The sequence below is a fragment of the Pseudoxanthomonas daejeonensis genome (assembly GCF_010093205.1).
In the GTDB taxonomy this organism is placed as follows: Bacteria; Pseudomonadota; Gammaproteobacteria; order Xanthomonadales; family Xanthomonadaceae; genus Pseudoxanthomonas; species Pseudoxanthomonas daejeonensis.
In genome coordinates this window covers 1-22140 of sequence record NZ_PDWN01000002.1, presented here as the reverse complement: position 1 = coordinate 22140, position 22140 = coordinate 1, and the positions used below count along the sequence as shown (strand labels likewise).

The window sequence follows — 22140 nt, the reverse complement described above, 5'->3', positions numbered from 1 at the left end:
TCGTCCCGATGTGCCGTTCGCTACCCGGAAGAGCTGCATGCCATGCGGCATGTGCCGGGTGCGTGGATCAGAGGCCCTGCTCGTAGCGCACGTAGGGCACGGTGCCCTCGTCTCCGTCGCTGTTCGACGGCGAGAACGGGTTCTTGCCCCGGGTGACGACGTTCTCGGCACCGACCGTGAGCTGGCCGCTCCACGGCGTGCGCCAGGTCAGGCCGAGTCCGAGGCCTTCCCACTTGCCATCAGGCTGGCCGGGCATGTCCACCACGCGGCCGATGATGCTCGCGCTGAAGGGGCCGTAGCCGCCGCCAACGCTCAGGCTCTTGCTGTCCCAGCGGTCGGCCACGCCGGGTGCGGCATCGGCGAGCGGGACCAGCCGCGCGCGCGCATAGGTGCCGGCGATGGATACGTAGGCTTCGGCGCCCAGGTTCTTCTGGCCGAACACCTGCAGGTCGTTCTGTTCGATGCGGTCGGCATGCGCAAGCGCGCTGCCGCCATCGGCGCTCAGCCAGGCCGGCAGCCCTGCGTTCTGGGTGGTGCCGGCGGACAGGCCGAAACGGCTGCCCTGGCGGCTGATGGCGGTGGTGGCGGAGAGCCGGCGTGCGCCGGGAGCTTCCGCGCGCCCATCGGCGCCAAGGCTGGCCAGCAGGCAGTGGCTGGCGAGGCTGTTGATGTCGCCGCCGCCGGGGCCGCTGCACAGCAGGCCCAGCGAATCACCGGCGCCCAGGCCAAAAGCCGCGTCGAGCGAATTGTTGCCGAAGTGCCAGCGGGCACCCGGTCCGGCTTCACCGGTAGGCTCGAGCAGGAGGATCGCCTCGACCTTGCCGCTGCCCTTGTTCCAGACAGGCAGCACGGTCTGCTTGTCCGGCGTCGGGGAGTTCGTCCTGCCCTGGGCGTGCACCATCGGCGCCGCGCAGAGCGCGGTCAGCAGGACGGCCAGCAGGGGCAGGCGGCGCAGGGACATGATGGATTCTCAGACCCGCGGCGGGAACGGCAGTTCCCGGATCCACGGTGACCCGATCGTATGGGATTTACAATTGATTAACAAGTTGCCGCCCTCCCCAGAACAGCTGGATCCGTTGCCCCTGTAACCGTTTACTGCAGGCGATCCGGCGCCGGCGCGTTGGCCGGCGGCTGCTCGAACAATACGCCGATTTCGGTCAAAGGGAAGGTATAACGACGGCCACAAAAGCCGCACTGGATCTCGGTTTGGCCATCCTGTGCCGCGGCCCGGGCCTCGTCCTCGCCCAGCGACTGGAGCATGGCCGCGACGCGCTCGCGCGAACACGAGCAGCCGAAAGCCAGGGCCTTCTCCGCCAGTACCTGTGGCGCTTCCTCGTGGAACAGCCGGTGCAGCAGCAATGGCCCAGGCGTGGTGGCCAGTTCATCCGTGCCCAGCGTGTCGAACAGCGCGCAGGCGCGTACCCAGCCGTCCTGGTCGCCTTCATCGCCCGGCAGCTTCTGCAGCATCAGCCCGCTGGCATATCCGCTGCCCGCGACGAGCAGGAGGCGGCTGGGGAGCTGTTCGGACTGGCGGAAATAGTCCTCCAGCACCTCGTCCAGCGACGCGCCGGAGAGCTCGACCAGGCTCTGGTAGCGGAGCGGCTCGCGCGGGTCCAGGCCGGGATTCTCGATGGTGATGGCCAGCATCGGGCGCTCCAGGCTGCGAAGGTCCGATGGCAGGTCCATCGTCTCGTCCAGCTGGACGATGCCGCGCAGCTGGCCAGCGGCGGTGCATTCGGCAAACAGCAGGCGCAGGCCGGCATTTGCACGCAGCTGCAGCGAGAGGCGCCCGTCCACCTTGGCGTGCGCGCTCAGCAGCGCCGCCGCGGCGCAGGCCTCGCCGAGCAGGCGCTGCGCCACGGGCGGGTACTCGGCATGCGACAGCAGCGTGGTCCAGCTGTCATGCAGCTGCACGTGCACGCCACGGACGCCTGCGTGCGGGAGCAGGAAACGGGTGATCAGGTCGGGCATCGGATCGGTCACAGTTCCCCCAGGTCGGCGTCGCTGCCGTAGAAGCTCATCAGTCCGCCCGTCATCGCGGTCACAAGGTCGCGTTCCAGCGGCGTGAGCATGGGATGCCAGACATCGAAGATCAGGACCACCCGCAGCCGGTCGCTGCGGTTCCATGCTTCGTGCCGGATCGTATCGTCGAACATCACCAGCTTGCCGGGCTCCCACACGTGGGTCTCGTCCCCCACGCGCAGGGCGCAGTCGGGAGGGATGATCAACGGCAGGTGCACCGTCAGGCGGGCGTTGGTGGCGCCATTGTGCGGCGGGATGTGCACGCCGGGCTTGAGTGCGGAGAAAAACACCACCGGCGCGCGACCGGGAACTTTCATCTGCGGCGCGCGGGCCATGGCGGCCTCGGTCAGCGGGCAACGGTCGGCCTGGTCGTCGATCCGGCGGCCATGTTTCCAGAGGAAGTAGGCGCCCCAGTCGACGTTGCGGTCGAGCGGGGCGAACTGGCCCTTGGGCTGTCCGTCGGGCGTCTGCACGTACGGCTCGAAGTCGGCATCGTGGTCGAGCAGGGCATGCAGTTCGCGGAGGATGTCGGGAAACGCCGCCTCCACGTCGGGCGCCCAGTCGAAATCCTCGCGATGGAAGATCGGGATGGCCGGCAGCCGTGGAATGGGCAGGGTGAGCGGGCGGGCGGCGGGGAAGCTGCGGCGCCCGGCGAGGATGTCGAGGCTGTGGCGGATGCGCTCGACCTCGCGGGTTCCGTGGCCGTGCAGCAGCGGTGACAGGTTGTCCTCCAGATGCCCGGCCAGATCGTCCTGGTTGCGGCGCACCGCCGCCTGGGCGTGCATCACCAGCTGCTGCAGGTGCTGCTGGCGCTGCACGGATTCGGGCATGTAGTTGAGCGCGTTGCCCCAGTGCAGGCCGGCCACGCGCAGCTGTCCGGCCTCCTCCAGCAGGCGGGCCTTCTCCACATGGGGGACCCAGGCGGTCGGATCGATCTGGATGGCCGCATCGATGGCCTCCAGGGCCCTGTCACGGTCGCCGCGGATCGCGTGGAGGCGCGAGAGGCTGGCATGCGTGGTGGCCGTGCGCGGCGCCACGGCCAGGACGCGCTGCAGGTAGGACTCGGCGCTGTCCAGGTCGCCGCGGGCCAGGGCCTGCGCGCCCAGCTGGTTCAGTGCGCTCGCGTGCTCGGGATCGATGGCCAGGATCCGCTCCCAGAGGCCATGCGCCTCCTGTGACCGGCCATTGCGGGTCAGCGCCTCGGCTTCGGCGACGAGGGCGGCGAGCTGTTCGGGGCGGCGGGTGTCCATGGTGGGGCCGGTCAGGGTGGGCGGACGCATTATCATTCCAGCGGGCACCGGCAGACAGGGGGCGTGTCATCGCAAGCGAAACCAGCACGCGTAGGCGACGCCTGTGGAAGTGGCTGCTGTGGCTGCCGCTGGTGTTCGTCGCCGGGACCGCGCTGCAGGTGGCAGTGCTCAGGTTCGTCGATCCCCCGGTTTCGGCATTCATGCTGGCGCGGCAGGGCGAGGCCTGGCGGCAGGGCGACTGGGATTTCCGGGTGGCCCACGACTGGCGGGACCTGGACGAGATATCCACCTACCTGCCGATGGCGGTGATCGCCGCCGAGGACCAGAATTTCGCCAGCCATTCGGGTTTCGACCTCAAGGCCATCGAGAGGGCGATCGACCACAATGCGCGCGGCAAGCGCGTGCGCGGCGGCAGCACGATCAGCCAGCAGGTCGCCAAGAACCAGTTCCTGTGGCAGGGGCGCAGCTGGCTGCGCAAGGGCCTGGAAGCCTGGTACACGCTGCTGATCGAGGTGATGTGGCCGAAGGAGCGCATCCTCGAGGTGTACGTCAACGTCGCCGAGTTCGGCGATGGCATCTATGGCGCGCAGGCGGCGGCGCGCAGCTACTGGCACAAGGACGCCAGCCGCCTGACCGCGGCCGAGAGCGCACGCCTGGCCGCGGTGCTGCCGGCGCCGCGGCGCTACAGCGCGCGCAATCCCGGGCCCTACGTGCAGCGCCGCGCGCAGTGGATCCAGCGGCAGATGCGCCAGCTCGGTGGGCCGGACTACCTGGACCAGCTCGATTGAACCGTCGCGACGCCGCGTCGTTGCCGGCACGACCGCATCGGGCTGGCCGCGGCGGCGGGTGCTCCGTACCATCGGCTCCATGCGACCAGAATCACCCGGGCACGAACTGATCACCGTGGTAGTGGCTGCCTGCAACGAGGCGCAGGCGCTGCCGCTGCTGCATCCGCGGATCCGCGCGACCTTGGCCGGCTTGTCCGGGCTGCGTACCCGCGTCCTCTACGTCGACGATGGCAGCCACGACGGTACCTGGGAGGTGCTGCAGGGCATCGCGGCTGCCGATCCGCAGGTGGCGCTGCTGCGGCTTTCGCGCAACTTCGGCAAGGAGGCGGCCCTGACCGCGGGCCTGGACCAGGTCGAAGAGGGGGCGGCCATGATCCTCGATGCCGATGGCCAGGATCCGCCCGAACTGATCCCGGAATTCGTCGCGCGCTGGCGCGAAGGCTGGGACGATGTCTACGGGACGCGGATCGAACGCGAGGGCGACGGCTGGATGCGGCGCGGCGCGGCAGCGGTCTTCTACCGGTTGATCGGCCGGCTCTCGCCCACGCCCGTTCCAGCCGACACCGGCGATTTCCGCCTGCTTTCGCCGCGGGCGCTGGCGGCGCTGGCCCGGCTGCGCGAACGGCACCGGTTCATGAAAGGCCTGTTCGGCTGGGTCGGGTTCCGTCGCATCGCGCTGCCGTACCGGCGCGCGCCACGGCTGGCCGGCAGCAGCAAGTTCGGCTTCTGGCGGCTGTGGAACTTCGCCCTGGAAGGCATCACGAGTTTTTCCACTGCGCCGCTGCGCATGGCCACCTATGTCGGCATCATGACCGCGCTTGCCGCGTTCGTGGGTGGACTGTCGATCATGGCCAAGACCCTGCTTTGGGGGGATCGCGTGGCCGGCTGGCCGACCATGATGGTCGTGATCCTGTTCCTGGGCGGGGTTCAGCTGATCGCACTGGGCCTCATCGGTGAATACCTGGGCCGCCTGTACGAGGAAGCCAAGCAGCGGCCGCTGTATGTGGTGGATACATGGCAACCGGTCGCCGCAGGAGTATCCTCTGGCGAGGAATACGCTGACGGAGTTGTCCATGCGCACGGTACGCCAACTGCTGGCGGACAAGCCGGCTGAAGTCTTCGCGGTGGCGCCGGAGGCGCCGGTCGTGGAAGCGATCCGCCTGATGGCCGACAAGTCGATCGGCGCGGTCCTGGTCCTGCGCGGCGACGTACTCGCCGGCATCCTGTCCGAGCGCGATTACGCGCGGAAGGTGGTGCTGCAGGGACGGTCGTCCGCCGATACGCCGGCCAGCGCCATCATGACCGCCCAGGTGATCACCGTTTCGACCGACACGCCGGTGCACGCGTGCATGCAGCTGATGACCGAGCGCCGCATCCGCCACCTGCCGGTGGTCGAGGACGGGCATGTGATCGGCGTGATTTCGATCGGAGACCTTGTCAAGGCGGTCATCGCCGACCAGCAGCTCGAACTGGAACAGCTGCAGCGCTACATCGCCAGTTGAGCGGCGCGCGCAGGCTTCAGCGCGCGTACTTCCCGCCACAGTCGCTGTCTTCGCCCGGTCCGGTCTCGAACGTCGCCAGGAGCGCCGCCGGTGGCGTGATGCTGGCCAGCGCGAGCGCCACCGCGCCACGCAGGCCCAGCGCGGCGAAATCCGGGCGAAACGACGGATCCTTGAAGGTTCCGCCGACCCGCAGCGGCGAGCGCAGCGAGAGGATGCTGCGGTCCTTCGGGCGCGGCCGCAGGAGCAGGTCCAGGCTCTCGTCTTCCAGGTTGATCGTGCCTTCGCCGACGATGATCGTATCGGTGCTGTCGAACGCCAGCGCGCGCGAAGTCATCAGGCCATCCTGCACGCCGAAGTCGGCGAACGCGCAGCGGATCGGCACCTGGCGGTCCTTGGTGAGGAGGAACTTGAGCGACTCGGCGATATCCAGGCCGGCCAGTTCCATGACCAGGTTGCTGATCCGGCCGCGGCCCATGCCCAGTCCGACGTCGCCGTCGGCGCTGCCGAGGATGGCGGCGATCGAATCGCCGCGGCCGTGCAGCGAAATGTCCCCGCCGATGCGCCCGGCAGCGCCTTGCGCGAGTTCGGCCTGGGCCAGCAGCTTGGGCAGTTCCACCCCGCGCACCGCGATCCGGGCCCGCGTATCGATCGGCTGCTTGCGCGCGTCCATGCGGATGGTCGAGCGCACGTCGCCGCCGGCTACGCCGAAGTTCAGCGGTTCCAGGCGCAGCACGCCCCCGTCGAGCAGCAGGTGCGCGTCCATGTCGTCGATCATCGGCAGCTTCGGCGCGTGGATCCTCTCCGCGCGCCAGCGCACGTCCGCATCCATCGCGTTGAGTTTGGTGAGGTCGTAGGGCGTATCCGGCAGCAGGCGTGGACTGGCCGCCCGTTTGGCCGCCTCGGCCTTCTGCTCGGCGTTGGCCGTCTCCTTGCCCCCGGTCGAAGGCGGGGCGCCGAGGAACCCGGCGAGGTCGTCGAAGTCCAGGCGCCGCGAGAGCAGTTGCGCGGTGAACATGGGGCGCGCACCGGAGACGTCGACCTGCACGTCGCCGGCAAGGTCGCTGTCGCCGACCACGCCCTTGAAGCCGTCGTAGCGCCACACATCGCCGTTGCGGCGCAGGCGCCCGTCCAGGCGGTAGGGCGGCGAGGGCGGCAGGGCCAGGCCGAGCAGGGGGTACAGGTCCTCGAGGTCCTTCCCGGCGAGCTGCATCTGCACGTCGAAGGTCTGGAACCGGAATGGATTGGTGAGCGTGCCGCTGGCGCTGGCCCGGGTCGCCCCGGCGCGGGCATCCAGGTCGATGCGGTAGGGCGTGTCGCTGTCGGCCAATGCCAGCGGCGACGCGGCCTGGCCTTCGAGCCGGAACGCCGCGCCCCGCCAGTGCCCGCGCCCCTTCACCGCAACCGGGGCAGCCGCCTGCGCGGGCTGGGCGCGCTGCGCGGCTTCCGGCGCAACGCTGTCGAGGGTGATGTCGATGTCGGTCTTCTCGGCCGCATCGGTGAAGCGCAGCCGACTGTCCTCGATCCACAAGCGGTCCAGTCGCCAGCGAGGCTCATCGGTCTCGGCCGCGTCGGGCTTGCCGTCGTCGAATACCCAGTTGCCGCCGCCGCGCGGAGCGGTTTCGAGCCAGACATTGGCGCGCGTGGCGCGCACCTCCTTCATGCGCAGGCGCAGTGCCAGCAAGGGCCACGGCGCGATGTCGATCTCCACGCGTTCGGCGCTGCCCATGCGCGGCTCTTTAGACCAGGGCGCGTTCGCCAGCCGCAGCTGGTCGGCCGAGACGGTGATCGTGCGCCCCAGGTCGACGTCCAGGTCACCGTCGATGCGGAACTCGCGCCCGGTGGCGCTACTGACCGCGCGCTCGAGCGGCGGCTTGAACCAGTTCCAGTCGAACAGCAGCCATACCACCAGCACGACCAGCGCCAGCGTGCCGAGCACGATGCCGGCCCGGCGCGAGGGGCGCCATTGGCGGACACGATAAAGGCGGTTCCTGCTGGAAGCTGACCCGTTCATGCGGCCAGTATCGGCATGCCGTGTGCACGCCACGCGAAGCGCCGGAGCGCATGTTCACGCGAGGCCTGCGGGTCAGGCCTGCTGCAGGCGCGGCATCAATACCTGCGCGCTGACCGCGACGAAATGGCAGACGCTGCCGGCGATCACGAACAGGTGCCAGATCGCATGCGAATAGGGGATCGATTCGCGATGGTAGAAGTAGGTTCCGAGGGTGTAGAACACGCCGCCCGCGAGCAGCCAGCCCAGCGTCCATGCATCGATCGATTCGAGCATCGGCTTCAACGCCACCACGATCAGCCAGCCCATGGCGATGTAGAGGGCCGTGGACAGGCGCGGGAAGCGCCCAGTGTAGAAAAGCTTGAACGCCACGCCGGCCAGGGCGATCGTCCAGATCGCCGCGAACAATCCCCAGCCCCAGGGGCCGCGCAGGCCGATCAGGGTGAAGGGCGTATAGGTACCGGCGATCAGCAGGTAGATCGCACAGTGGTCGAACACCTTCAGCCGGCCCTTGGCCACCGGGTGCTGGATGGCGTGGTACAGGGTGGAAGCGGTGTAGAGCAGCAGCAGCGCCACGCCGAACACGATCGCCCCGGCCAGCTGCCAGCCATCGCCATAGATCGCCGCCAGGGTGATCAGCACCGCGCCACCGGCCAGCGCGGCGGCGGCGCCGAGGCCATGGGTCAGTGCGTTGGCGATTTCGTCGCGCACGTGGTGCGCGGCGTCGCGGGTGGGGGACGGGGCGGCCGGCATGCGCCGCAACTTACTGCAAGCACGCGATGCGTGCATCTGTACGCAGCAGGCCCGAATGGGATGGTGGCGGGTCGTGCATGGCAGGCGCCGGCAAGCGGCGCCTGACGGGCTCAATCGACCGCGACGCTGTGCGCATGCTCGCGGGTGGCGCGGAAGATGACGCCCGGCGCGCGCTCCTGGGCCAGCTGCAGGTTGACCCGGGTGGGCGCGAGGTAGACCAGTTCACCGGCTGCGTCGATTGAAAGGTTCATCGCGTTCTTCTCGCGGAACTCCTCCAGTTTCTTCGCGTCGGCGCAATGGATCCAGCGCGCGGTAGCCACGCCGACCTGCTCGAAGCTGGCATCCACGCCGTATTCGTCCTTGAGCCGATAGGCGACCACGTCGAACTGCAGCACGCCGACCGCGCCCAGGATCAGGTCGTTGCTCATCAGCGGGCGGAAGAACTGGGTGGCGCCTTCCTCCGACAGCTGGGCCAGGCCCTTCTGCAGCTGCTTGAGCTTGAGCGGGTCGCGCAGGCGCGCGCGGCGGAACAGCTCCGGGGCGAAGTTGGGAATGCCGGTGAACGACAGCGCCTCGCCTTCGGTGAAGGTGTCGCCGATGGAGATCGTGCCGTGGTTGTGGATGCCGATCACGTCGCCGGGGAAGGCCTCGGAGGCGATCTCGCGGTCGGAGGCCATGAAGGTCAGCGCGTTGGCCAGTTTCACTTCCTTGCCGGTGCGCACGTGGAAAGCCTTCATGCCGGCGGTGAACTGGCCCGAGCACACGCGCATGAACGCGACACGGTCGCGGTGCTGCGGGTCCATGTTGGCCTGGATCTTGAACACGAAGCCGGTCAGCTTGTTCTCGGTCGGCGCCACTTCGCGCCCGGTGGTCGCGCGGGGCTGCGGCGACGGCGCGTGCTCGACGAAGAAGTCCAGCAGCGGCTGCACACCGAAGTTGTTCACGCCCGAGCCGAAGAACACCGGGGTCTGCTCGCCGCGCAGGTAGGCGGCCTTGTCGAACGGGTGGCTGGCGCCCTGGACCAGCTCCAGCTCGTCGCGCAGCTGGGCCAGCATCTCCTTGCCGATCTTCTCCTCCAGTCCCGGCGCGTCGAGCGACGGGAAAATGGTCGAGTCCTGGCGGGTGAAGTTGCGGCCGGGTTCGTACAGGTGGACCTCGCCGGTCATCAGGTGGACCACGCCCTTCAGCCGCTGGCCCATGCCGATCGGCCAGGTCACCGGCGCGCACTGGATGCCGAGCACCGTCTCGACCTCGTCGAGCAGGTCGATCGGGTCCTTGCCCTCGCGGTCGAGCTTGTTGATGAAGGTCATGATCGGCGTGGCACGCAGGCGACACACCTCCATCAGCTTGATCGTGCGCTCCTCCACGCCCTTGGCCACGTCGATGACCATCAGCGCCGAGTCGACCGCGGTGAGCACGCGGTAGGTGTCCTCGCCGAAGTCGGCGTGGCCGGGGGTGTCGAGCAGGTTGATGACGCGACCCTCGTACGGGAACTGCATCACCGAGGACGTCACCGAGATGCCGCGCTCCTTTTCGAGCGCCATCCAGTCCGAGGTCGCATGGCGGGCCGCCTTGCGGCCCTTGACCGAGCCGGCCATCTGGATCGCGCCGCCGAACAGCAGCAGCTTCTCGGTCAGCGTGGTCTTGCCGGCGTCGGGGTGCGAGATGATCGCGAAGGTGCGCCGGCGCGCGGCTTCGAGGGAGATTTCGGACATGGGGGCTGGCGCCGGGAGGCGCGGGGTGCTGGCGGAAACGGCGGATTATACCGGCCCGGCCCTCCCGGACCCGACCGGGGTTCAGCGGCCGGTTTCGTCACGGGCGAACTTCAGTTCACCCAGCGCGCCGAACATGCGGAACGGGATGGCCTCCAGGCGCATGCCGCGGTTGGCCTGGACGACGAAATGAAGATGGGGAGCCGTGCTGAAGCCGGTGTTGCCCGACAGGGCGATGCGCTGGCCCTGCCGGACCTGCTGCCCGACGCGCACCTCGACGCCCTCGGGCTTGAGGTGCGCATACAGGGCCATGCTGCCGTCGTCGTGGAGGATGCGGATGTAGTTGGCGCGACCGCCGTAGCGTTCGCGATCCAGCCCGGTCCGTTCGAAATCCGATTCCACCTGCAGGATCACGCCCCCGCGCGCGGCCAGCACCGGCGTGCCCTCGGGCAGGGCGAAATCCACCGCGTAGTGGTTCTGCGGGTCGTTGTGGCTGAAGCGGCCGCCAAAGCCCTGGTCGACGCGGACGCGCCCGTAGTCGAACGGCACGCGGTACTCGAAATCGAAGGGACGCGCCCGCGGGTCGCCCGGCAGCTGGTCCAGGACCACCTCGAAGGCGTTGGGCATGCGCGGATCGACCGGGTAGACCCTCGCCAGCACCCGTTTGCCACCGGCCGGGACCACGCTGCTGGCCGGCAGCGCGGGCACCGGACGCACGTTCTCCGCGCGTGCCAGCGCCAGTTGCACTTCCACCGGGCCCGGCGCGCGGTTGTCGGCCACCACCTCGTAATGGCTGCCGCGGTCCTGCACATGCAGCCCGACCGGATCGGTGGGGCTGCGCCGGAACGAGGACGCCTGTACCCCGTCCACTTCCCCGGCAGGCGGGCGATCGCCGAAGACCGGCGTGCCCTGTGCGTCTTTCCAGCGCCAGAAGCGTGCAGCGTCCGCGGGCAGCGCGATCGCCAGCGCCACTCCGGCCGCAGCCGCCAGCAGCCAGCCGACCGGGCGGGCGCGGCCGTGCGTCATTCCAGGCAGGCGGGCGCCAGCCGCAGGCGGCGCACGAGGTTGCCCAGGTCGAAAGCGGACACGGCGTGGTCACGGTTCAGGGCGAACAGCACGCCGTGGGGGAAGCGGGTCGTGGCACGCGGGTGCAGTGCGACGCCGTCCGTCAACGCGGTCCGTGCGCCGGTGAAGCTGCCGGCCGGCTTCAGGGTGGTCCGTTCGAAGAGGTGGAACCGGGTCGGATCCAGCTGGTCGACCGCGACCCAGTAGCCGGCGTCGTCGCCACAGGGCCACAGCACCACGCCCTCGGCGTCGTCCTCGAACGGTGGCAGGTTGCGCCCGAGGAAGCGGCCATCGAGCGAATATTCGCGCAGCGTGGCGCCGACGCGCTTGTCCTCTTCGGCGATCAGCAGGCGTCCATGGGCAGGATCGCCGGCAATCGATTCGACCATGCGCAGGGCGCCGGCGTCGCCGGTATCGCCGAAGGCGCCGAGGTAGCCAGCCTGCAGGCGGCCACCGGCATCCACCGAGACGCGATAGCGCTTGATCCGTTCGGCCAGGCGTTCGCGCGGCGGCAACTGCGCGGTGGCGAAATCGGCCATGAAGCTGTCGGTGACGTAGACGACGAGACCTTCCGGCGCGGACGCATCGATCCAGATGCCGTAAGGAAGCTGCAACTCGCCGGTACCGAAGTCGCCGAGCACGGTGAAGTCCGGAAGGTGGATCACCTGGACGCGCTGGCCGTTACGCTCGACCACGAACAGCAGGTCGCCCGACACGGCCACGCCGTTCGGGCGATGGAACTGCCCGGGCCCGGTGCCCGGTCCACCGGAGGCGCCGATGCGCACGCCGCTGTCCGCGTCGAACAGGAGCAGGCGCTGGCCCTCCTTGGCCGAGGCGATCAGCCATGGACGCTGGCCGGTGTTCTGCCAGACCGCAAGCGAATCCATCTCTTCGCCCGTCATGGGCGCGGAGATCCAGGATTCGTGGATGACCGGGAGGGACGCGGCGGCGGCCGGGGCGGCGGGGACGGAGGGGGCGAGGGCTGCCGCGAGAAAGACCGCGGAGGCTCGCAGGAGTCGGGGGATGGCCTGCATGGACGTGATTATCGGCAGGTACGGGGTAAAACGTGAAGTTTGTAACCATCTCTCTATCCGGATGAAAAGATTGACAGCCGCCGGCGGGGGGTGGCAATCTGGCCCCGCCATCGAGACCGGCGGAGGGAACAGGCCCTTTGATGCCGGGGCAGCCCGCGGACGCAAAGCGTCCGCGTAGGTGCCAAATCCTGCGGGGGACCTTAGCGTCCGTCGGAAGATGGTTCGTACCGTGCCAGCGCACGGCGAACGCGGGCCCCGCGAAGGCTCGATGGCGGTTTCCCTCCGGATCCCCGCCATGAGCCTCGTGAACACTGTCCTGCAATCCGAATTTCCCGACCTGAGCAGCGCGCCGCCCGCGGCCGATGCCGTGCCCTCCGCCCAGCGCGGCGAAATCGCGGTGACGCTGCCGATGCGCCATGCCGGCGTACGCCAGGTCGTGTTGCGCTACGAACTGCAAGGTCCGGCCGACGCGCCGGTGGTGTTCGTCGCCGGCGGCATTTCCGCGCATCGCCATGTCTCGGCCAGCGGAGCCTTCGCCGAACCGGGCTGGGCCAATGCGCTGGTAGTTACCGGGCGCACGCTCGATCCGGCCGGCCACCGGATCCTCGCCTTCGATTACGTCGGTGCCGACGGGCGCCTGGACGCTCCGATCGACACCATCGACCAGGCCGACGCCATCGCCGCGCTGCTGGAGACGCTGGAGATCGACCGGCTGCAGGCCTTCGTCGGCTATTCGTACGGGGCCATGGTCGGTCTGCAGTTCGCCGCCCGCCACCCCGGTCGCCTGGATCGCCTGATCGCGGTCAGTGGCGCGCATCGCCCGCATCCCTACGCCTCGGCGTGGCGCGCGCTGCAACGCCGTGCGGTGGCACTGGGCCAGCTGCAGTGCGCCGACGCGCAGGGCCTGGCACTGGCACGGCAATTCGCGATGCTCAGCTACCGCACCCCGGAAGAGTTCGGCGAGCGCTTCGACAGCGCGCCGGAGATCATCAACGGCCGCGTGCGCTGCGCCGCCGAGGACTACCTGGACGCCGCAGGCGCGCAGTACGTCGCCCGCACGCCGGTCACCGCCTACCTGCGCCTGTCCGAATCGATCGACCTGCACCGGCTCGATCCGGCCTCGGTGCGCGTGCCGGTGACGGTGGTCGCGGTGGAAGGCGATCGCCTGGTGCCGCTGGCCGATTCGGTGGCCCTGGTCGAGGGCCTGCACGACCGCGGCCAGCTGCGCGTGCTGCGCTCGCCGTACGGCCACGACGCCTTCCTGAAAGAAACCGATCGCATCGACCTCATTCTCGCCGCCGTCCTGCGCGGCAACGGAGCTTCCACGTGAGCAAGACCCCCACCCCCGCGAACGAAACCCCCGGCTGTCGCCCCGCCACTGCGGCGGTACGCGCCGGCATCGACCGCGACACGGCCTACGGTGCAGTCACGCCGCCGATCGTGCTGTCGAGCAACTTCAGCTTCGACGGCTTCGGCAACAAGCGCCAGTACGACTACACGCGCAGCGGCAATCCCACCCGCGACCTGCTGGGCGAGGCGCTGGCCGACCTGGAAGGCGGCGCCGGCGGCGTGGTCACCGCCACCGGCATGGGCGCGATCACCTTGGTATTGCACGCATTGCTGCAGCCCGGCGACCGGCTGGTGGTGCCGCACGACGCTTACGGCGGCAGCTGGCGCCTGTTCAACGCGCTGGCGGCCAAGGGGCATTTCGAGCTGATCACCGCCGACCTCACCGATCCGCGCTCGTTGGCCGATGCGCTGGGCCAGTCGCCGAAGCTGGTGTTGATCGAGACGCCGTCCAACCCGCTTTTGCGGATCACCGACCTGCGCTTCGTGATCGAGGCCGCGCACCGCGCTGGCGCGCTGGCCGTGGTCGACAACACCTTCCTCTCGCCGGCGCTGCAGCGTCCGCTCGCCTTCGGCGCCGACGTGGTGCTGCATTCGACCACCAAGTACGTCAACGGCCACAGCGACGTCGTCGGCGGGGCGGTCGTCGCGCGCGATCCGGAGCTGCACCAGCAGTTGGTCTGGTGGGCGAACGCGTTGGGCCTGACCGGCTCGCCCTTCGACAGCTTCCTGACCCTGCGCGGCCTGCGCACGCTGGACGCGCGGATGCGCGTGCACCAGGAGAACGCCACGGCGATCGTGGCACTGCTGGACGGGCACGCTGCGGTGGAGAAGGTCTACTTCCCCGGCCTGGAGTCGCATCCGGGCCACGCGCTGGCCGCGCGCCAGCAGAGCGGGTTCGGCGCGATGCTCAGTTTCGAGCTGGCCGGCGGCGCCGATGGCGACAAGGAACGCGCGGTGCGCGCGTTCGTCGATGCGCTGCGCTGGTTCACCCTGGCCGAGTCGCTGGGTGGCGTGGAAAGCCTGGTCGCGCATCCGGCGACGATGACCCATGCGGCGATGAGCCCCGAAGCGCGGGCCAAGGCTGGCATCTCCGACGGCCTGCTGCGCCTGTCGATCGGCATCGAGGCCTGCGAGGACCTGGTCGCCGATGTCGCTGCGGCATTGCAGGCCGCGCAGGCTGCCGTGGTCGGCGCGCGCGGGGAAGTGGTGGTGCAGCGGGTGGATGCATGAGCGCTGCCTCCGGGCTGGCGCCACGGCGCGCAATCGCACCGCGCACCGCGCTGGAGCGAAGCGCGCCAGTGCGCCGTATGGCGCTGCTCGGGACAGGTACGGTGGGTGCGGCCTTCGTGGATCGCTACCAGCGCCTGCAGGCGCGCGGCCTGGAACTGCCGCGCGTGGCGTGGCTTGCGAATTCGCGCAGCGTGCAGGGCTGCGGCGAGGGCCTGCTGCCGGCGATTGAGCGCGCCAACGCCGCGCCACGCCGCACGCTGGCATTGCAGGGCTGGGCAGAGGCCGAAGCGCTGCAGGCGGGCGACATTCTCGTCGATGCGACCGCCAGCGAACTGGTCGCCGACTGGCATCCGGAATGGCTGGCGCGGGGCGTCAGCGTGGTCACCGCCAACAAGCTGGGCCACGGTTCCCTGCTCGCCCGGTCGCAGGCCATCGCCGATGCACAGCGCGGGACCGGCGGCCGCTACGGCGACAGCGCCACGGTCGGGGCGGGGCTGCCGCTGCTTGGCAGCCTGCGTGCGCTGGTCGCCGGTGGCGACCGCATCCACGCGGTGGAAGGCGTGCTGTCCGGCTCGCTTGCCTGGCTGTTTGATCGTTTCGATGGCACCCGGCCATTCTCGGCATGCGTGCGCGAGGCGATGGCGGCCGGCTACACCGAACCGGATCCGCGCATCGACCTGTCCGGCGAGGACGTGCGCCGCAAGCTGCTGATCCTGGCGCGCGCGGCGGGGCTGCCCTTGGAGCCTGCGCAGGTGCAGGTCGAATCGCTGCTGCCGCCGGCGCTGGCGGCTGCCTCGCAGGAGGCGTCCGCAGGCCTGCTCGAACTGCTTGATGCGCCGCTGGCGGCGCGCCTGCGCGAAGCGCAGGCTGCCGGGGCCCGATTGCGCTTCGTCGGACGCTTCGACGGTGAAGCGGCCACGGTCGGGTTGCGCGCGTTGCCGGCCGACCATCCGCTGTGCGGCGGTGGCGGCACCGACAACCGCGTTGCGGTGGTCAGCGACCGCTACCCGGTGCAGCCGCTGGTGGTCCAGGGGCCGGGCGCAGGTGCGGAGGTCACGGCCGCCGCTCTGCTGGACGACGTGTTGCGGATCAGCGCGGCGTAGTCGCCGCCCCCGCGTTTTCTTCCGGGCCGGACAGCTCCAGCAGCCCGGTCTCGACCAGCCACGACGGGTCGCCCCCGAACGCGGTCATGCCGGCGGGCGGCTGCGCGCCTTCGCGCGGCCGGTAGGTTGCCCAGGTGTCGCGTCCGGCGGCCTTGGCCCGGTACAGCGCGCGGTCGGCCAGGGTCACCATCTGTTCCCAGCGCAGCAGGCGAGGCGCGGCCGTGAACAGCGGGCATTCGATCAGGCCGACCGACGCGGTCATGCGGTGCGTGGCGCCGTCGTCCAGTTCGAAGACATGGGCACGGATCTCCTCGCACAGGCGCGCACCGATCTGCGGCACGCTTCCGCGCGGCAACGGCCGCAGCACGAGGAGGAATTCCTCGCCGCCCCAGCGCGCCACGTAGTCGCCCTTGCGCACCAGCGCGCTCAGCAACCCACCCAGCTGTTCCAGTGCGCGGTCGCCGGCGGCGTGGCCATGGGTGTCGTTGATCGACTTGAAGTGGTCCACGTCCAGCAGCGCGAACACGAGCGCCTCCTCGCCGGACTGGTAGGCCGCGTCGCGCTCGTAGAAGGACAGGTCGGCGGGGATCTGCCGCGACAGGTAGCGCCGGTTGTGCAGCCCGGTGAGCGGGTCGGTGAAGCTCAGCGCCTCCAGGCGTGCATTCGCCGCCTGCAGGTCGCGCGTGCGCTCCTGCACCAGCGATTCCAGCGCGGCGCGCTGGCTGGTGTGGCGGCGCTGCAACCATATGTAGGCCAGGTACGCGAGGCCGCCGACCAGCAGCGGCAGCAGCAGGCGGAACGCGAGCGTCTCGTGCCAGCGGGGCGGCACCGACAGCGCCAGTCGTGCCGCGCGCGCGACCGGATCAGCCTGCGCGAAATCGGCGACTTCGAAGCTGTATTCGCCCGGCGGCAGGTTGGTATAAGTCGCGGTGCGCAGGTGCGGTGCATCGGGCTCGCGCCAGTCCGGGTCGTAGCCGACGAGCCGGTACCGCAGGTGCACCGGATGCATCGGCTGGAACGAGGGCACGCTGAACTCGAAGCGCATGTCGCGCGCACCCAGCGGCAGCGCCAGCGCCGCATCGCGTTGCGGATGCCGCCATCGGCCCTGCACCTGCAGGCGCTCGATCTGCGCCTGCGGCTCGGCGCCCCGTGCCTGCAGCTTGGCCGTATCGATAAGCAACGCGCCGTCGCGCGTGGGCAACCACAGGGTGTCGCCGACCAGAAGGCCGCGGCTGTTTCCCGCGCCGTTGCAGCACTTGTCCGCCTGGCCACCGGCGCGGTCGGCACCGGAATTGATCACGATCTCCGCGGCAAGCGGGGACTGCTGCGCGATCGCGGCATCCAGGGCGTGGGCTTCGAGCGCCGCCAGCGGCACGCGGTACACGCCGCGCATGCCCGCCACCCACAGGTGGTCGTTGGCGCTGGCGATGTGGAACGCGATGTTCGCCGGGAGGCCCTGTTCGCGGCCGAGCCGGATCCAGCGGCGACCGTCGTATAGGCGCAGGTCTTCGCCACCGCTGACACCGACCACCCAGCGACCATCATCCAGTTCGTGGATGGCGGTGACCATGCCCGGGTCATCCAGCCCGGTATCGTGGCCCAGCGGCAGGATCCGGCCGTCGCGCCACTCGTACAGGCCGCGGTAGGTGCCTACCAGCAGGCGGCCGTCGCGGGTCTCGTGGACCAGGCGCACGCGCCGGTCGCCCAGGCCCTGCTCTTCGGTGTAGTGGGCGAGCTGGTTGTCGGGCCCCAGGACGAACAAGCCCTGGGTGGTGGCGAACCACAGGCGGCCGCCGCGATCGCGGACGATGCCGTTGACCTGCGAACCTCGCAGGAGTCCCAGCTTGGGAGGCACCTCGACGCGGTTGCCCTGGAGCAGGGCCACGCCGCTGCGCGTGCCGATCCAGGCGCGGTCGCGCTCCACCAGCAGGCTGTAGGCTTCCGGGTGCGGCAGGCGCGTGCCGGGCACGCGCAGGTGGAAGCGGCCCTGGCGGTAGACGTCGACGCCATCGCTCCCGCCCACCCACACCTCGCCATCGCTGCCCGGGGCGATCGCCCACAGCAGCGGATTGCCCAGGCCCTGGGCGGCGCCCAGGCGCGTGGTCCAGCCGTCCCACAGGCGGGTGACGCCGTCGGTCAGGCTGCCCAGCCACAGGTTGCCGTCGCGGTCCTCGTGGATCGAGCGGATCGCGCGGCTGCCGGGAAGCTCCTGCACGCGCTCGACCAGCCGGCCATCGCGAAAGCGCAGCAGCCCGGTGGTGGTGGCGACCCAGAGGTTGCCATCGTGGTCGTTGCGCAGGGCTTCGACCGGACCGGCGTCCATCCGCTGCCAGGTGTCCGCGTGCAACCGGTACAGGCCTTGCGCGGTGCCGGCCCACAGGTCTCCCTGGGCATCGGCGGCCAGGTGCGACACCTGGGCCAGGGCGGCACTGGCGGGGAGGGTGGTCTGCTGTACGCCTTCGGCATCGATGCGGAACACCCGCCCGGTGCTGCCGACCCACAGGCCATCGGCATCGGACAGCAGGCTCAGTGCCGGACCGTCCAGCGGGGAATGCAGCGCGAGGGATGCACCGTTGGTGGAATACACGCCGTCGGGGCCTGCGAAGCGCAGCTCACCGCCGCTTTCGACGATGCTGCGGATCGGGAACGCGCCCTGCGCCTGGTCTGGTCCGGCCGCGACCGGGATCGACTGGAAGTGGCCGTCGCTGTGGACCAGCAGCCCCTGCGAGGTGCCGATCCACAGGCGGCCCTCCGCGTCGCCCTGCAGCGCCAGCACGTGGCTGCCCAGCTCGGGCGCATCTTCCTGGCCAAAGGCCACGAAGCGGCTGCCGTCATAACGGGCCAGGCCGCCCTGCGAACCCAGCCAGAGGTAGCCCTCGAGGTCCTGGGTGATCGACAGGACGCTGATCTGCGGTAACCCGTGTTCCACGCCCCAGGTGTCGCCGACGTAGTCGCGGAACGGCTTGTCGGGTTGCAGGGCGCCCGCGACGCCGGCCACGCACAGCAACAGGCCGCCGGCCAGGCGGAGGCCTGCCCGGCACGCGCGGCGTGCGGATATCGATGGCCTGCCCGGCAGGCGGGGCCGACGAAGCATGGCGACGAAGCCGTTGATCGAGATCCCCCCGGTTCCCGTGGACATGTTTTAAGGCTTTTCCTTGAGCTGCACTAGCGGCCCGGACGCCGAAATCTGAAACTTCCCCTATTCAGCATTCGATGACGTTGACCGCCAGGCCGCCGCGGCTGGTTTCCTTGTACTTGTCCTGCATGTCCCGGCCGGTGTCGCGCATGGTCTTGATGACCTTGTCCAGGCTGACCTTGTGCTGTCCGTCACCGCGCATGGCCATGCGCACGGCGTTGATCGCCTTGACCGCGCCCATCGCGTTGCGTTCGATGCAGGGGATCTGGACCAGGCCGCCGATCGGATCGCAGGTCAGCCCCAGGTTGTGCTCCATGCCGATCTCGGCCGCGTTCTCGACCTGGCCGGGATTGCCGCCCAGCGCGGCGGCCAGGCCGGCGGCGGCCATCGAGCAGGCCACGCCGACTTCGCCCTGGCAGCCGACTTCGGCGCCGGAGATCGAGGCGTTCTCCTTGTAGAGGATGCCGATGGCCGCGGCGGTGAGCAGGAAGTCGAACACGCCCTGCTCGTTCGATCCGGGACAGAAGCGGTCGTAGTAGTGCAGCACCGACGGGATGATCCCGGCCGCGCCATTGGTCGGCGCGGTGACCACGCGGCCGCCGGCGGCGTTCTCCTCGTTCACGGCCAGCGCGTACAGGTTCACCCAGTCCAGCGTGGTCAGCGGGTCGCGCATCGCCGCTTCGGGTTTGGACGACAGTTCGCGATACAGCGCGGGCGCCCGCCGGACCACGTGCAGGCCGCCGGGCAGGGTGCCGTCCGAGCGCATGCCGCGGGCCACGCAGGCCTGCATCGCCTCCCAGAGCTCGCGCAGTCCGTCGCGGACTTCCGCTTCGCTGCGCCAGGCCAGTTCGTTCTCGAACATCAGCCGGGCGATCGGCAGGCCGGTCTCGCGGCAACGCTGCAGCAGCTGGTCACCGCTGGAAAACGGATGCGGCAGCACGGTGTCGTCGGCGACGATGCGGTCTTCGGCTGCTTCGTCCTGGTTGACCACGAAGCCGCCGCCGACGGAGTAGTAATCGCGGGTCGCGATCTCCGCGCCACTGGCGTCGTAGGCGGTGAAGCGCATGCCGTTGGTGTGGAACGGCAGCTTCTGCCGCTTGTTCATCACCAGGTCGCCTTTTTCCTCGAACCCGATGACGCGCCCACCGGGCAGGCGCAGCGACTTGTCGGCGCGGATCCTGTCCAGCGTGGCCGGGATGATGTCCGGGTCGATGCTGTTCGGGAGGTAACCCTCCAGTCCCAGCAGCAAAGCCTTGTCGGTGCCGTGGCCGCGACCGGTCAGGGCCAGCGAGCCGAACACCTCGGAGCGGATGCGCGCGACCTGGTCCAGGTGGCCGGGTTCGGCCAGCCAGCGCTGGACGAAGCGCGCGGCGGCGCGCATCGGACCGACCGTGTGCGAGGAACTCGGCCCGATGCCGATCTTGAACAGGTCGAAGGTGCTGACGGCCATAGGGGCGGGAGTACGGAAAACCGGAAGGACGGCCATTGTATTGGTTGCACCTGCAACCGGCATGATGGGATGCGGGGCGATACCGGCTGGGCTACCGTGGCGCCCCCCGCATCGCCCCGAACCAGGAAGCTGCATGCCGCCCTACCTCCTCTACCAGCGCGACGACTGCCACCTCTGCGACATGGCGCTGGGCGTGTTGGCCCAGGCACGGCTGGACGAGCCGGAGAGCGTATTCATCGACGGCGACGAGGCGCTGGAGGCGCGCTACGGGCACCGGGTGCCGGTACTGCGCGATGTGACGACCGGCGCCGAACTGGATTGGCCGTTCGACGCTGAAGGCTTGCGCCGGTGGCTGGGGTGAACGTGGGTGGGCTGCCTCGCGCCCGCGGGTGTGTGGCCGAGGGCTGCGACGCCGCCTTCGCATCGTCGCTTCCCTCGCTGGATCGAGCGCGCCGCCGCCGCGCATGGACCCGCGTGCGGCTGCCGCTCAGCGCGGCTTGAACGCCACCTTGGTGCTGATGTTCACTTCGTCCGGGATGGTCGCGGTGTCGGCCCAGTCGCCGCCGCCGACGCCGAAATCCAGGCGCTTCACCACCGCCTTGCCTTCCAGCACCGGCTGCGCTCCGCCGCTCCAGCTGAAGGTCAGGGTTACCGGCTTGCGCACGCCGCGCAGTTCGAGCGTGCCGTCCGCGGCGTAGCGTCCATCGGGCAGCTTGCGGAAGCCGCTGGCGCTGTATTTCGCCTGCGCGATGCGGCCGGCGTCGAAGAAGTCCGAGGTCTTCAGCGTCGAATCGCGATCGGCATTGCCGGTGACCGCGCTGGCCAGGCCGATGGTCACGTCCAGCGTGCCCGTTTCCGGCTTGGCCGGGTCGAAGCTGAGCCTGGTGTCGAAGCTGGAGAAGCGCCCGGTGAAAAGTTCGCCGTCATAGCGACTGGCGAAGGCCAGGGTCGAGCCGGGCGCCTGCACGTAGTCGGCGGCTGCAGCCGGGGCGGCGCCCAGCATCGCGGCCAGCGCGGTGGCGACAGCCGCCGGCGAGGTGAGCTTGATGGTCATTCGGATTCCTTGGGTGGGGGGGCATCGATCCAGCGGCGGGGCAGCATCCGCGCCAGGGTCGCGTCGCGCTGGACGAAGTGGTGGTACAGCGCTGCGCCTGCATGGCCGATGACCAGCGCGAGCAGCACCCAGAACAGCAGTTCGTGGGTTTCGTGCATCGCACCGGCGAGCCCCTCGTTGGGCCGGCTGAGCTTGGGCACTTCGGCCAGGCCGAACCAGCGCAGTGGCCTCAGCCCGCTGGCCGAGTCGTAGAGCCAGCCCGAAAGCGGCATCGCCAGGATCAGCATGTAGATCGCGCCGTGCGTGAGCGACGCCAGTTTCGACTGCCAGCGCGGCGTGCCCGCGACCGGCTGCGGCGCACCGGCATACAGGCGCCAGCCGATCCGGGCCAGCACCAGCGCCAGCACGGTCAGGCCCAGCGACTTGTGCACGGTGTAGACCCAGAAGAATTTCGGCGAACGCGGCAGTTCGCCCATCACCAGGCCGATCGCGCCGATCGACAGGATCAGCACGGCGATGCTCCAGTGCAGCAACTGGCTGATGCCACCCCAGCGGTCGGCGCTGTTCTTCAGGGTCATGGCGGGGTGGGGTCCTGGGGGTGTTTCTTATATACCTCTTATGCTGCCGACGAAGAGGTAGGGTGGAGAATCTGTGGGGGGTGTGGGTATGAATAAAAAGGAAGA

At 69.8% G+C, this 22140-nt stretch carries 19 protein-coding genes and 1 riboswitch; of the genes, 7 read left to right on the top strand and 12 right to left on the bottom strand.

All coding sequences use genetic code 11. From position 1 onward, the window contains the following. Positions 1 to 67: 67 nt before the first annotated feature. The 3 genes from CSC65_RS01765 to CSC65_RS01755 all read right to left on the bottom strand — a co-directional run bounded on the left by CSC65_RS01765 (position 68) and on the right by CSC65_RS01755 (position 3302). The gene (locus CSC65_RS01765) at positions 68 to 925 is read right to left on the bottom strand and encodes an XOO1806 family protein (protein WP_162408523.1); all 858 of its coding nucleotides are present in this window, start codon (positions 923 to 925) and stop codon (positions 68 to 70) included. A 167-nt stretch (positions 926 to 1092) separates the two neighbouring features. Further along, the gene (hslO, locus tag CSC65_RS01760) at positions 1093 to 1983 is read right to left on the bottom strand and encodes an Hsp33 family molecular chaperone HslO (protein WP_202922813.1); all 891 of its coding nucleotides are present in this window, start codon (positions 1981 to 1983) and stop codon (positions 1093 to 1095) included. After that, positions 1980 to 3302, bottom strand: coding sequence for an aspartyl/asparaginyl beta-hydroxylase domain-containing protein (locus CSC65_RS01755; protein ID WP_238390238.1), 1323 nt, complete (start codon positions 3300 to 3302; stop codon positions 1980 to 1982). Before CSC65_RS01755 ends, hslO begins: the two co-directional genes overlap by 4 nt. A gap of 38 nt (positions 3303 to 3340) precedes the next feature. Between CSC65_RS01755 and mtgA the strand changes: the two genes are divergently transcribed. The 3 genes from mtgA (at position 3341) to CSC65_RS01740 (ending at position 5562) form a co-directional block, all read left to right on the top strand. Then, on the top strand, positions 3341 to 4060 hold the full coding sequence (gene mtgA, locus CSC65_RS01750; protein WP_162408522.1) for a monofunctional biosynthetic peptidoglycan transglycosylase: 720 nt from the start codon (positions 3341 to 3343) through the stop codon (positions 4058 to 4060). A gap of 79 nt (positions 4061 to 4139) precedes the next feature. Then, positions 4140 to 5174: a glycosyltransferase family 2 protein gene (locus CSC65_RS01745; protein WP_162408266.1), complete on the top strand. Its 1035-nt coding sequence runs from the start codon at positions 4140 to 4142 to the stop codon at positions 5172 to 5174. After that, on the top strand, positions 5134 to 5562 hold the full coding sequence (locus tag CSC65_RS01740) for a CBS domain-containing protein (protein WP_162408265.1): 429 nt from the start codon (positions 5134 to 5136) through the stop codon (positions 5560 to 5562). The genes CSC65_RS01745 and CSC65_RS01740 overlap by 41 nt, the downstream gene beginning before the upstream one ends. 16 nt (positions 5563 to 5578) lie before the next feature. On the opposite strand, the gene CSC65_RS01735 is transcribed toward CSC65_RS01740, so the two are convergent. From CSC65_RS01735 to CSC65_RS01715, 5 genes are all read right to left on the bottom strand, one after another. Continuing rightward, entirely contained in the window at positions 5579 to 7573 is a 1995-nt protein-coding gene (locus CSC65_RS01735; RefSeq protein WP_162408264.1) for an AsmA family protein, read from the bottom strand. A gap of 72 nt (positions 7574 to 7645) precedes the next feature. Continuing rightward, a complete protein-coding gene (trhA, locus tag CSC65_RS01730; RefSeq protein ID WP_162408263.1) occupies positions 7646 to 8323 on the bottom strand; it encodes a PAQR family membrane homeostasis protein TrhA in 678 nt (225 codons plus the stop codon). Between the two features lie 110 nt (positions 8324 to 8433). Next, complete coding sequence (locus CSC65_RS01725) at positions 8434 to 10038, bottom strand: peptide chain release factor 3 (protein WP_162408262.1); 1605 nt, start codon at positions 10036 to 10038, stop codon at positions 8434 to 8436. An 81-nt stretch (positions 10039 to 10119) separates the two neighbouring features. Continuing rightward, positions 10120 to 11061 (bottom strand): peptidoglycan DD-metalloendopeptidase family protein, encoded by a 942-nt coding sequence (locus tag CSC65_RS01720; protein ID WP_162408261.1) that lies wholly within the window; start codon positions 11059 to 11061, stop codon positions 10120 to 10122. Then, positions 11058 to 12002 carry an NHL repeat-containing protein gene (locus tag CSC65_RS01715; RefSeq protein ID WP_162408260.1) on the bottom strand — a complete coding sequence of 315 codons (945 nt, stop codon included), beginning with the start codon at positions 12000 to 12002 and terminating at the stop codon, positions 11058 to 11060. Before CSC65_RS01715 ends, CSC65_RS01720 begins: the two co-directional genes overlap by 4 nt. A 236-nt stretch (positions 12003 to 12238) precedes the next feature. Beyond that, positions 12239 to 12358: riboswitch (SAM riboswitch) on the top strand. 71 nt (positions 12359 to 12429) lie between these two features. Between CSC65_RS01715 and metX the strand changes: the two genes are divergently transcribed. The 3 genes from metX (at position 12430) to CSC65_RS01700 (ending at position 15817) form a co-directional block, all read left to right on the top strand. Further along, positions 12430 to 13464, top strand: a complete 1035-nt coding sequence (gene metX / locus CSC65_RS01710) for a homoserine O-succinyltransferase MetX (protein ID WP_162408259.1) — start codon at positions 12430 to 12432, stop codon at positions 13462 to 13464. Beyond that, the gene (locus CSC65_RS01705; protein WP_162408258.1) at positions 13461 to 14714 is read left to right on the top strand and encodes an O-succinylhomoserine (thiol)-lyase; all 1254 of its coding nucleotides are present in this window, start codon (positions 13461 to 13463) and stop codon (positions 14712 to 14714) included. Before metX ends, CSC65_RS01705 begins: the two co-directional genes overlap by 4 nt. Positions 14715 to 14791: 77 nt before the next feature. Continuing rightward, complete coding sequence (locus CSC65_RS01700) at positions 14792 to 15817, top strand: homoserine dehydrogenase family protein (protein WP_238390255.1); 1026 nt, start codon at positions 14792 to 14794, stop codon at positions 15815 to 15817. Here CSC65_RS01700 and CSC65_RS01695 read toward each other — a convergent pair. Together CSC65_RS01695 and CSC65_RS01690 are read right to left on the bottom strand one after the other, a co-directional pair. After that, positions 15804 to 18956: a ligand-binding sensor domain-containing diguanylate cyclase gene (locus CSC65_RS01695; RefSeq protein WP_162408256.1), complete on the bottom strand. Its 3153-nt coding sequence runs from the start codon at positions 18954 to 18956 to the stop codon at positions 15804 to 15806. The two genes, CSC65_RS01700 and CSC65_RS01695, sit on opposite strands and share 14 nt — an antisense overlap. Before the next feature lie 64 nt (positions 18957 to 19020). Continuing rightward, positions 19021 to 20403, bottom strand: a complete 1383-nt coding sequence (locus tag CSC65_RS01690) for an L-serine ammonia-lyase (protein ID WP_162408255.1) — start codon at positions 20401 to 20403, stop codon at positions 19021 to 19023. Positions 20404 to 20536: 133 nt separating this feature from the next. On the opposite strand from CSC65_RS01690, the gene CSC65_RS01685 reads away from it, so the two are divergent. Continuing rightward, positions 20537 to 20764 carry a glutaredoxin family protein gene (locus tag CSC65_RS01685; protein WP_162408254.1) on the top strand — a complete coding sequence of 76 codons (228 nt, stop codon included), beginning with the start codon at positions 20537 to 20539 and terminating at the stop codon, positions 20762 to 20764. A 126-nt stretch (positions 20765 to 20890) separates the two neighbouring features. On the opposite strand, the gene CSC65_RS01680 is transcribed toward CSC65_RS01685, so the two are convergent. Both CSC65_RS01680 and CSC65_RS01675 read right to left on the bottom strand, forming a co-directional pair. Then, on the bottom strand, positions 20891 to 21457 hold the full coding sequence (locus CSC65_RS01680; protein WP_162408253.1) for a YceI family protein: 567 nt from the start codon (positions 21455 to 21457) through the stop codon (positions 20891 to 20893). Further along, on the bottom strand, positions 21454 to 22035 hold the full coding sequence (locus CSC65_RS01675) for a cytochrome b (RefSeq protein WP_162408252.1): 582 nt from the start codon (positions 22033 to 22035) through the stop codon (positions 21454 to 21456). The genes CSC65_RS01680 and CSC65_RS01675 overlap by 4 nt, the downstream gene beginning before the upstream one ends. Between the last annotated feature and the right edge of the window lie 105 nt (positions 22036 to 22140).

Coding starts and splice junctions, on each gene's coding strand:
- CSC65_RS01715 (WP_162408260.1), bottom strand. CDS start 12,002: ATGACGGGCGAAGAGATGGATTCGCTTGCGGTCTGGCAGAACACCGGC.
- CSC65_RS01685 (WP_162408254.1), top strand. CDS start 20,537: ATGCCGCCCTACCTCCTCTACCAGCGCGACGACTGCCACCTCTGCGAC.
- CSC65_RS01700 (WP_238390255.1), top strand. CDS start 14,792: ATGGCGCTGCTCGGGACAGGTACGGTGGGTGCGGCCTTCGTGGATCGC.
- CSC65_RS01745 (WP_162408266.1), top strand. CDS start 4,140: ATGCGACCAGAATCACCCGGGCACGAACTGATCACCGTGGTAGTGGCT.
- CSC65_RS01755 (WP_238390238.1), bottom strand. CDS start 3,302: ATGCGTCCGCCCACCCTGACCGGCCCCACCATGGACACCCGCCGCCCC.
- trhA (WP_162408263.1), bottom strand. CDS start 8,323: ATGCCGGCCGCCCCGTCCCCCACCCGCGACGCCGCGCACCACGTGCGC.
- CSC65_RS01740 (WP_162408265.1), top strand. CDS start 5,134: ATGCGCACGGTACGCCAACTGCTGGCGGACAAGCCGGCTGAAGTCTTC.
- CSC65_RS01675 (WP_162408252.1), bottom strand. CDS start 22,035: ATGACCCTGAAGAACAGCGCCGACCGCTGGGGTGGCATCAGCCAGTTG.
- CSC65_RS01735 (WP_162408264.1), bottom strand. CDS start 7,573: ATGAACGGGTCAGCTTCCAGCAGGAACCGCCTTTATCGTGTCCGCCAA.
- CSC65_RS01680 (WP_162408253.1), bottom strand. CDS start 21,457: ATGACCATCAAGCTCACCTCGCCGGCGGCTGTCGCCACCGCGCTGGCC.
- CSC65_RS01725 (WP_162408262.1), bottom strand. CDS start 10,038: ATGTCCGAAATCTCCCTCGAAGCCGCGCGCCGGCGCACCTTCGCGATC.
- CSC65_RS01695 (WP_162408256.1), bottom strand. CDS start 18,956: ATGTCCACGGGAACCGGGGGGATCTCGATCAACGGCTTCGTCGCCATG.
- metX (WP_162408259.1), top strand. CDS start 12,430: ATGAGCCTCGTGAACACTGTCCTGCAATCCGAATTTCCCGACCTGAGC.
- CSC65_RS01720 (WP_162408261.1), bottom strand. CDS start 11,061: ATGACGCACGGCCGCGCCCGCCCGGTCGGCTGGCTGCTGGCGGCTGCG.
- CSC65_RS01690 (WP_162408255.1), bottom strand. CDS start 20,403: ATGGCCGTCAGCACCTTCGACCTGTTCAAGATCGGCATCGGGCCGAGT.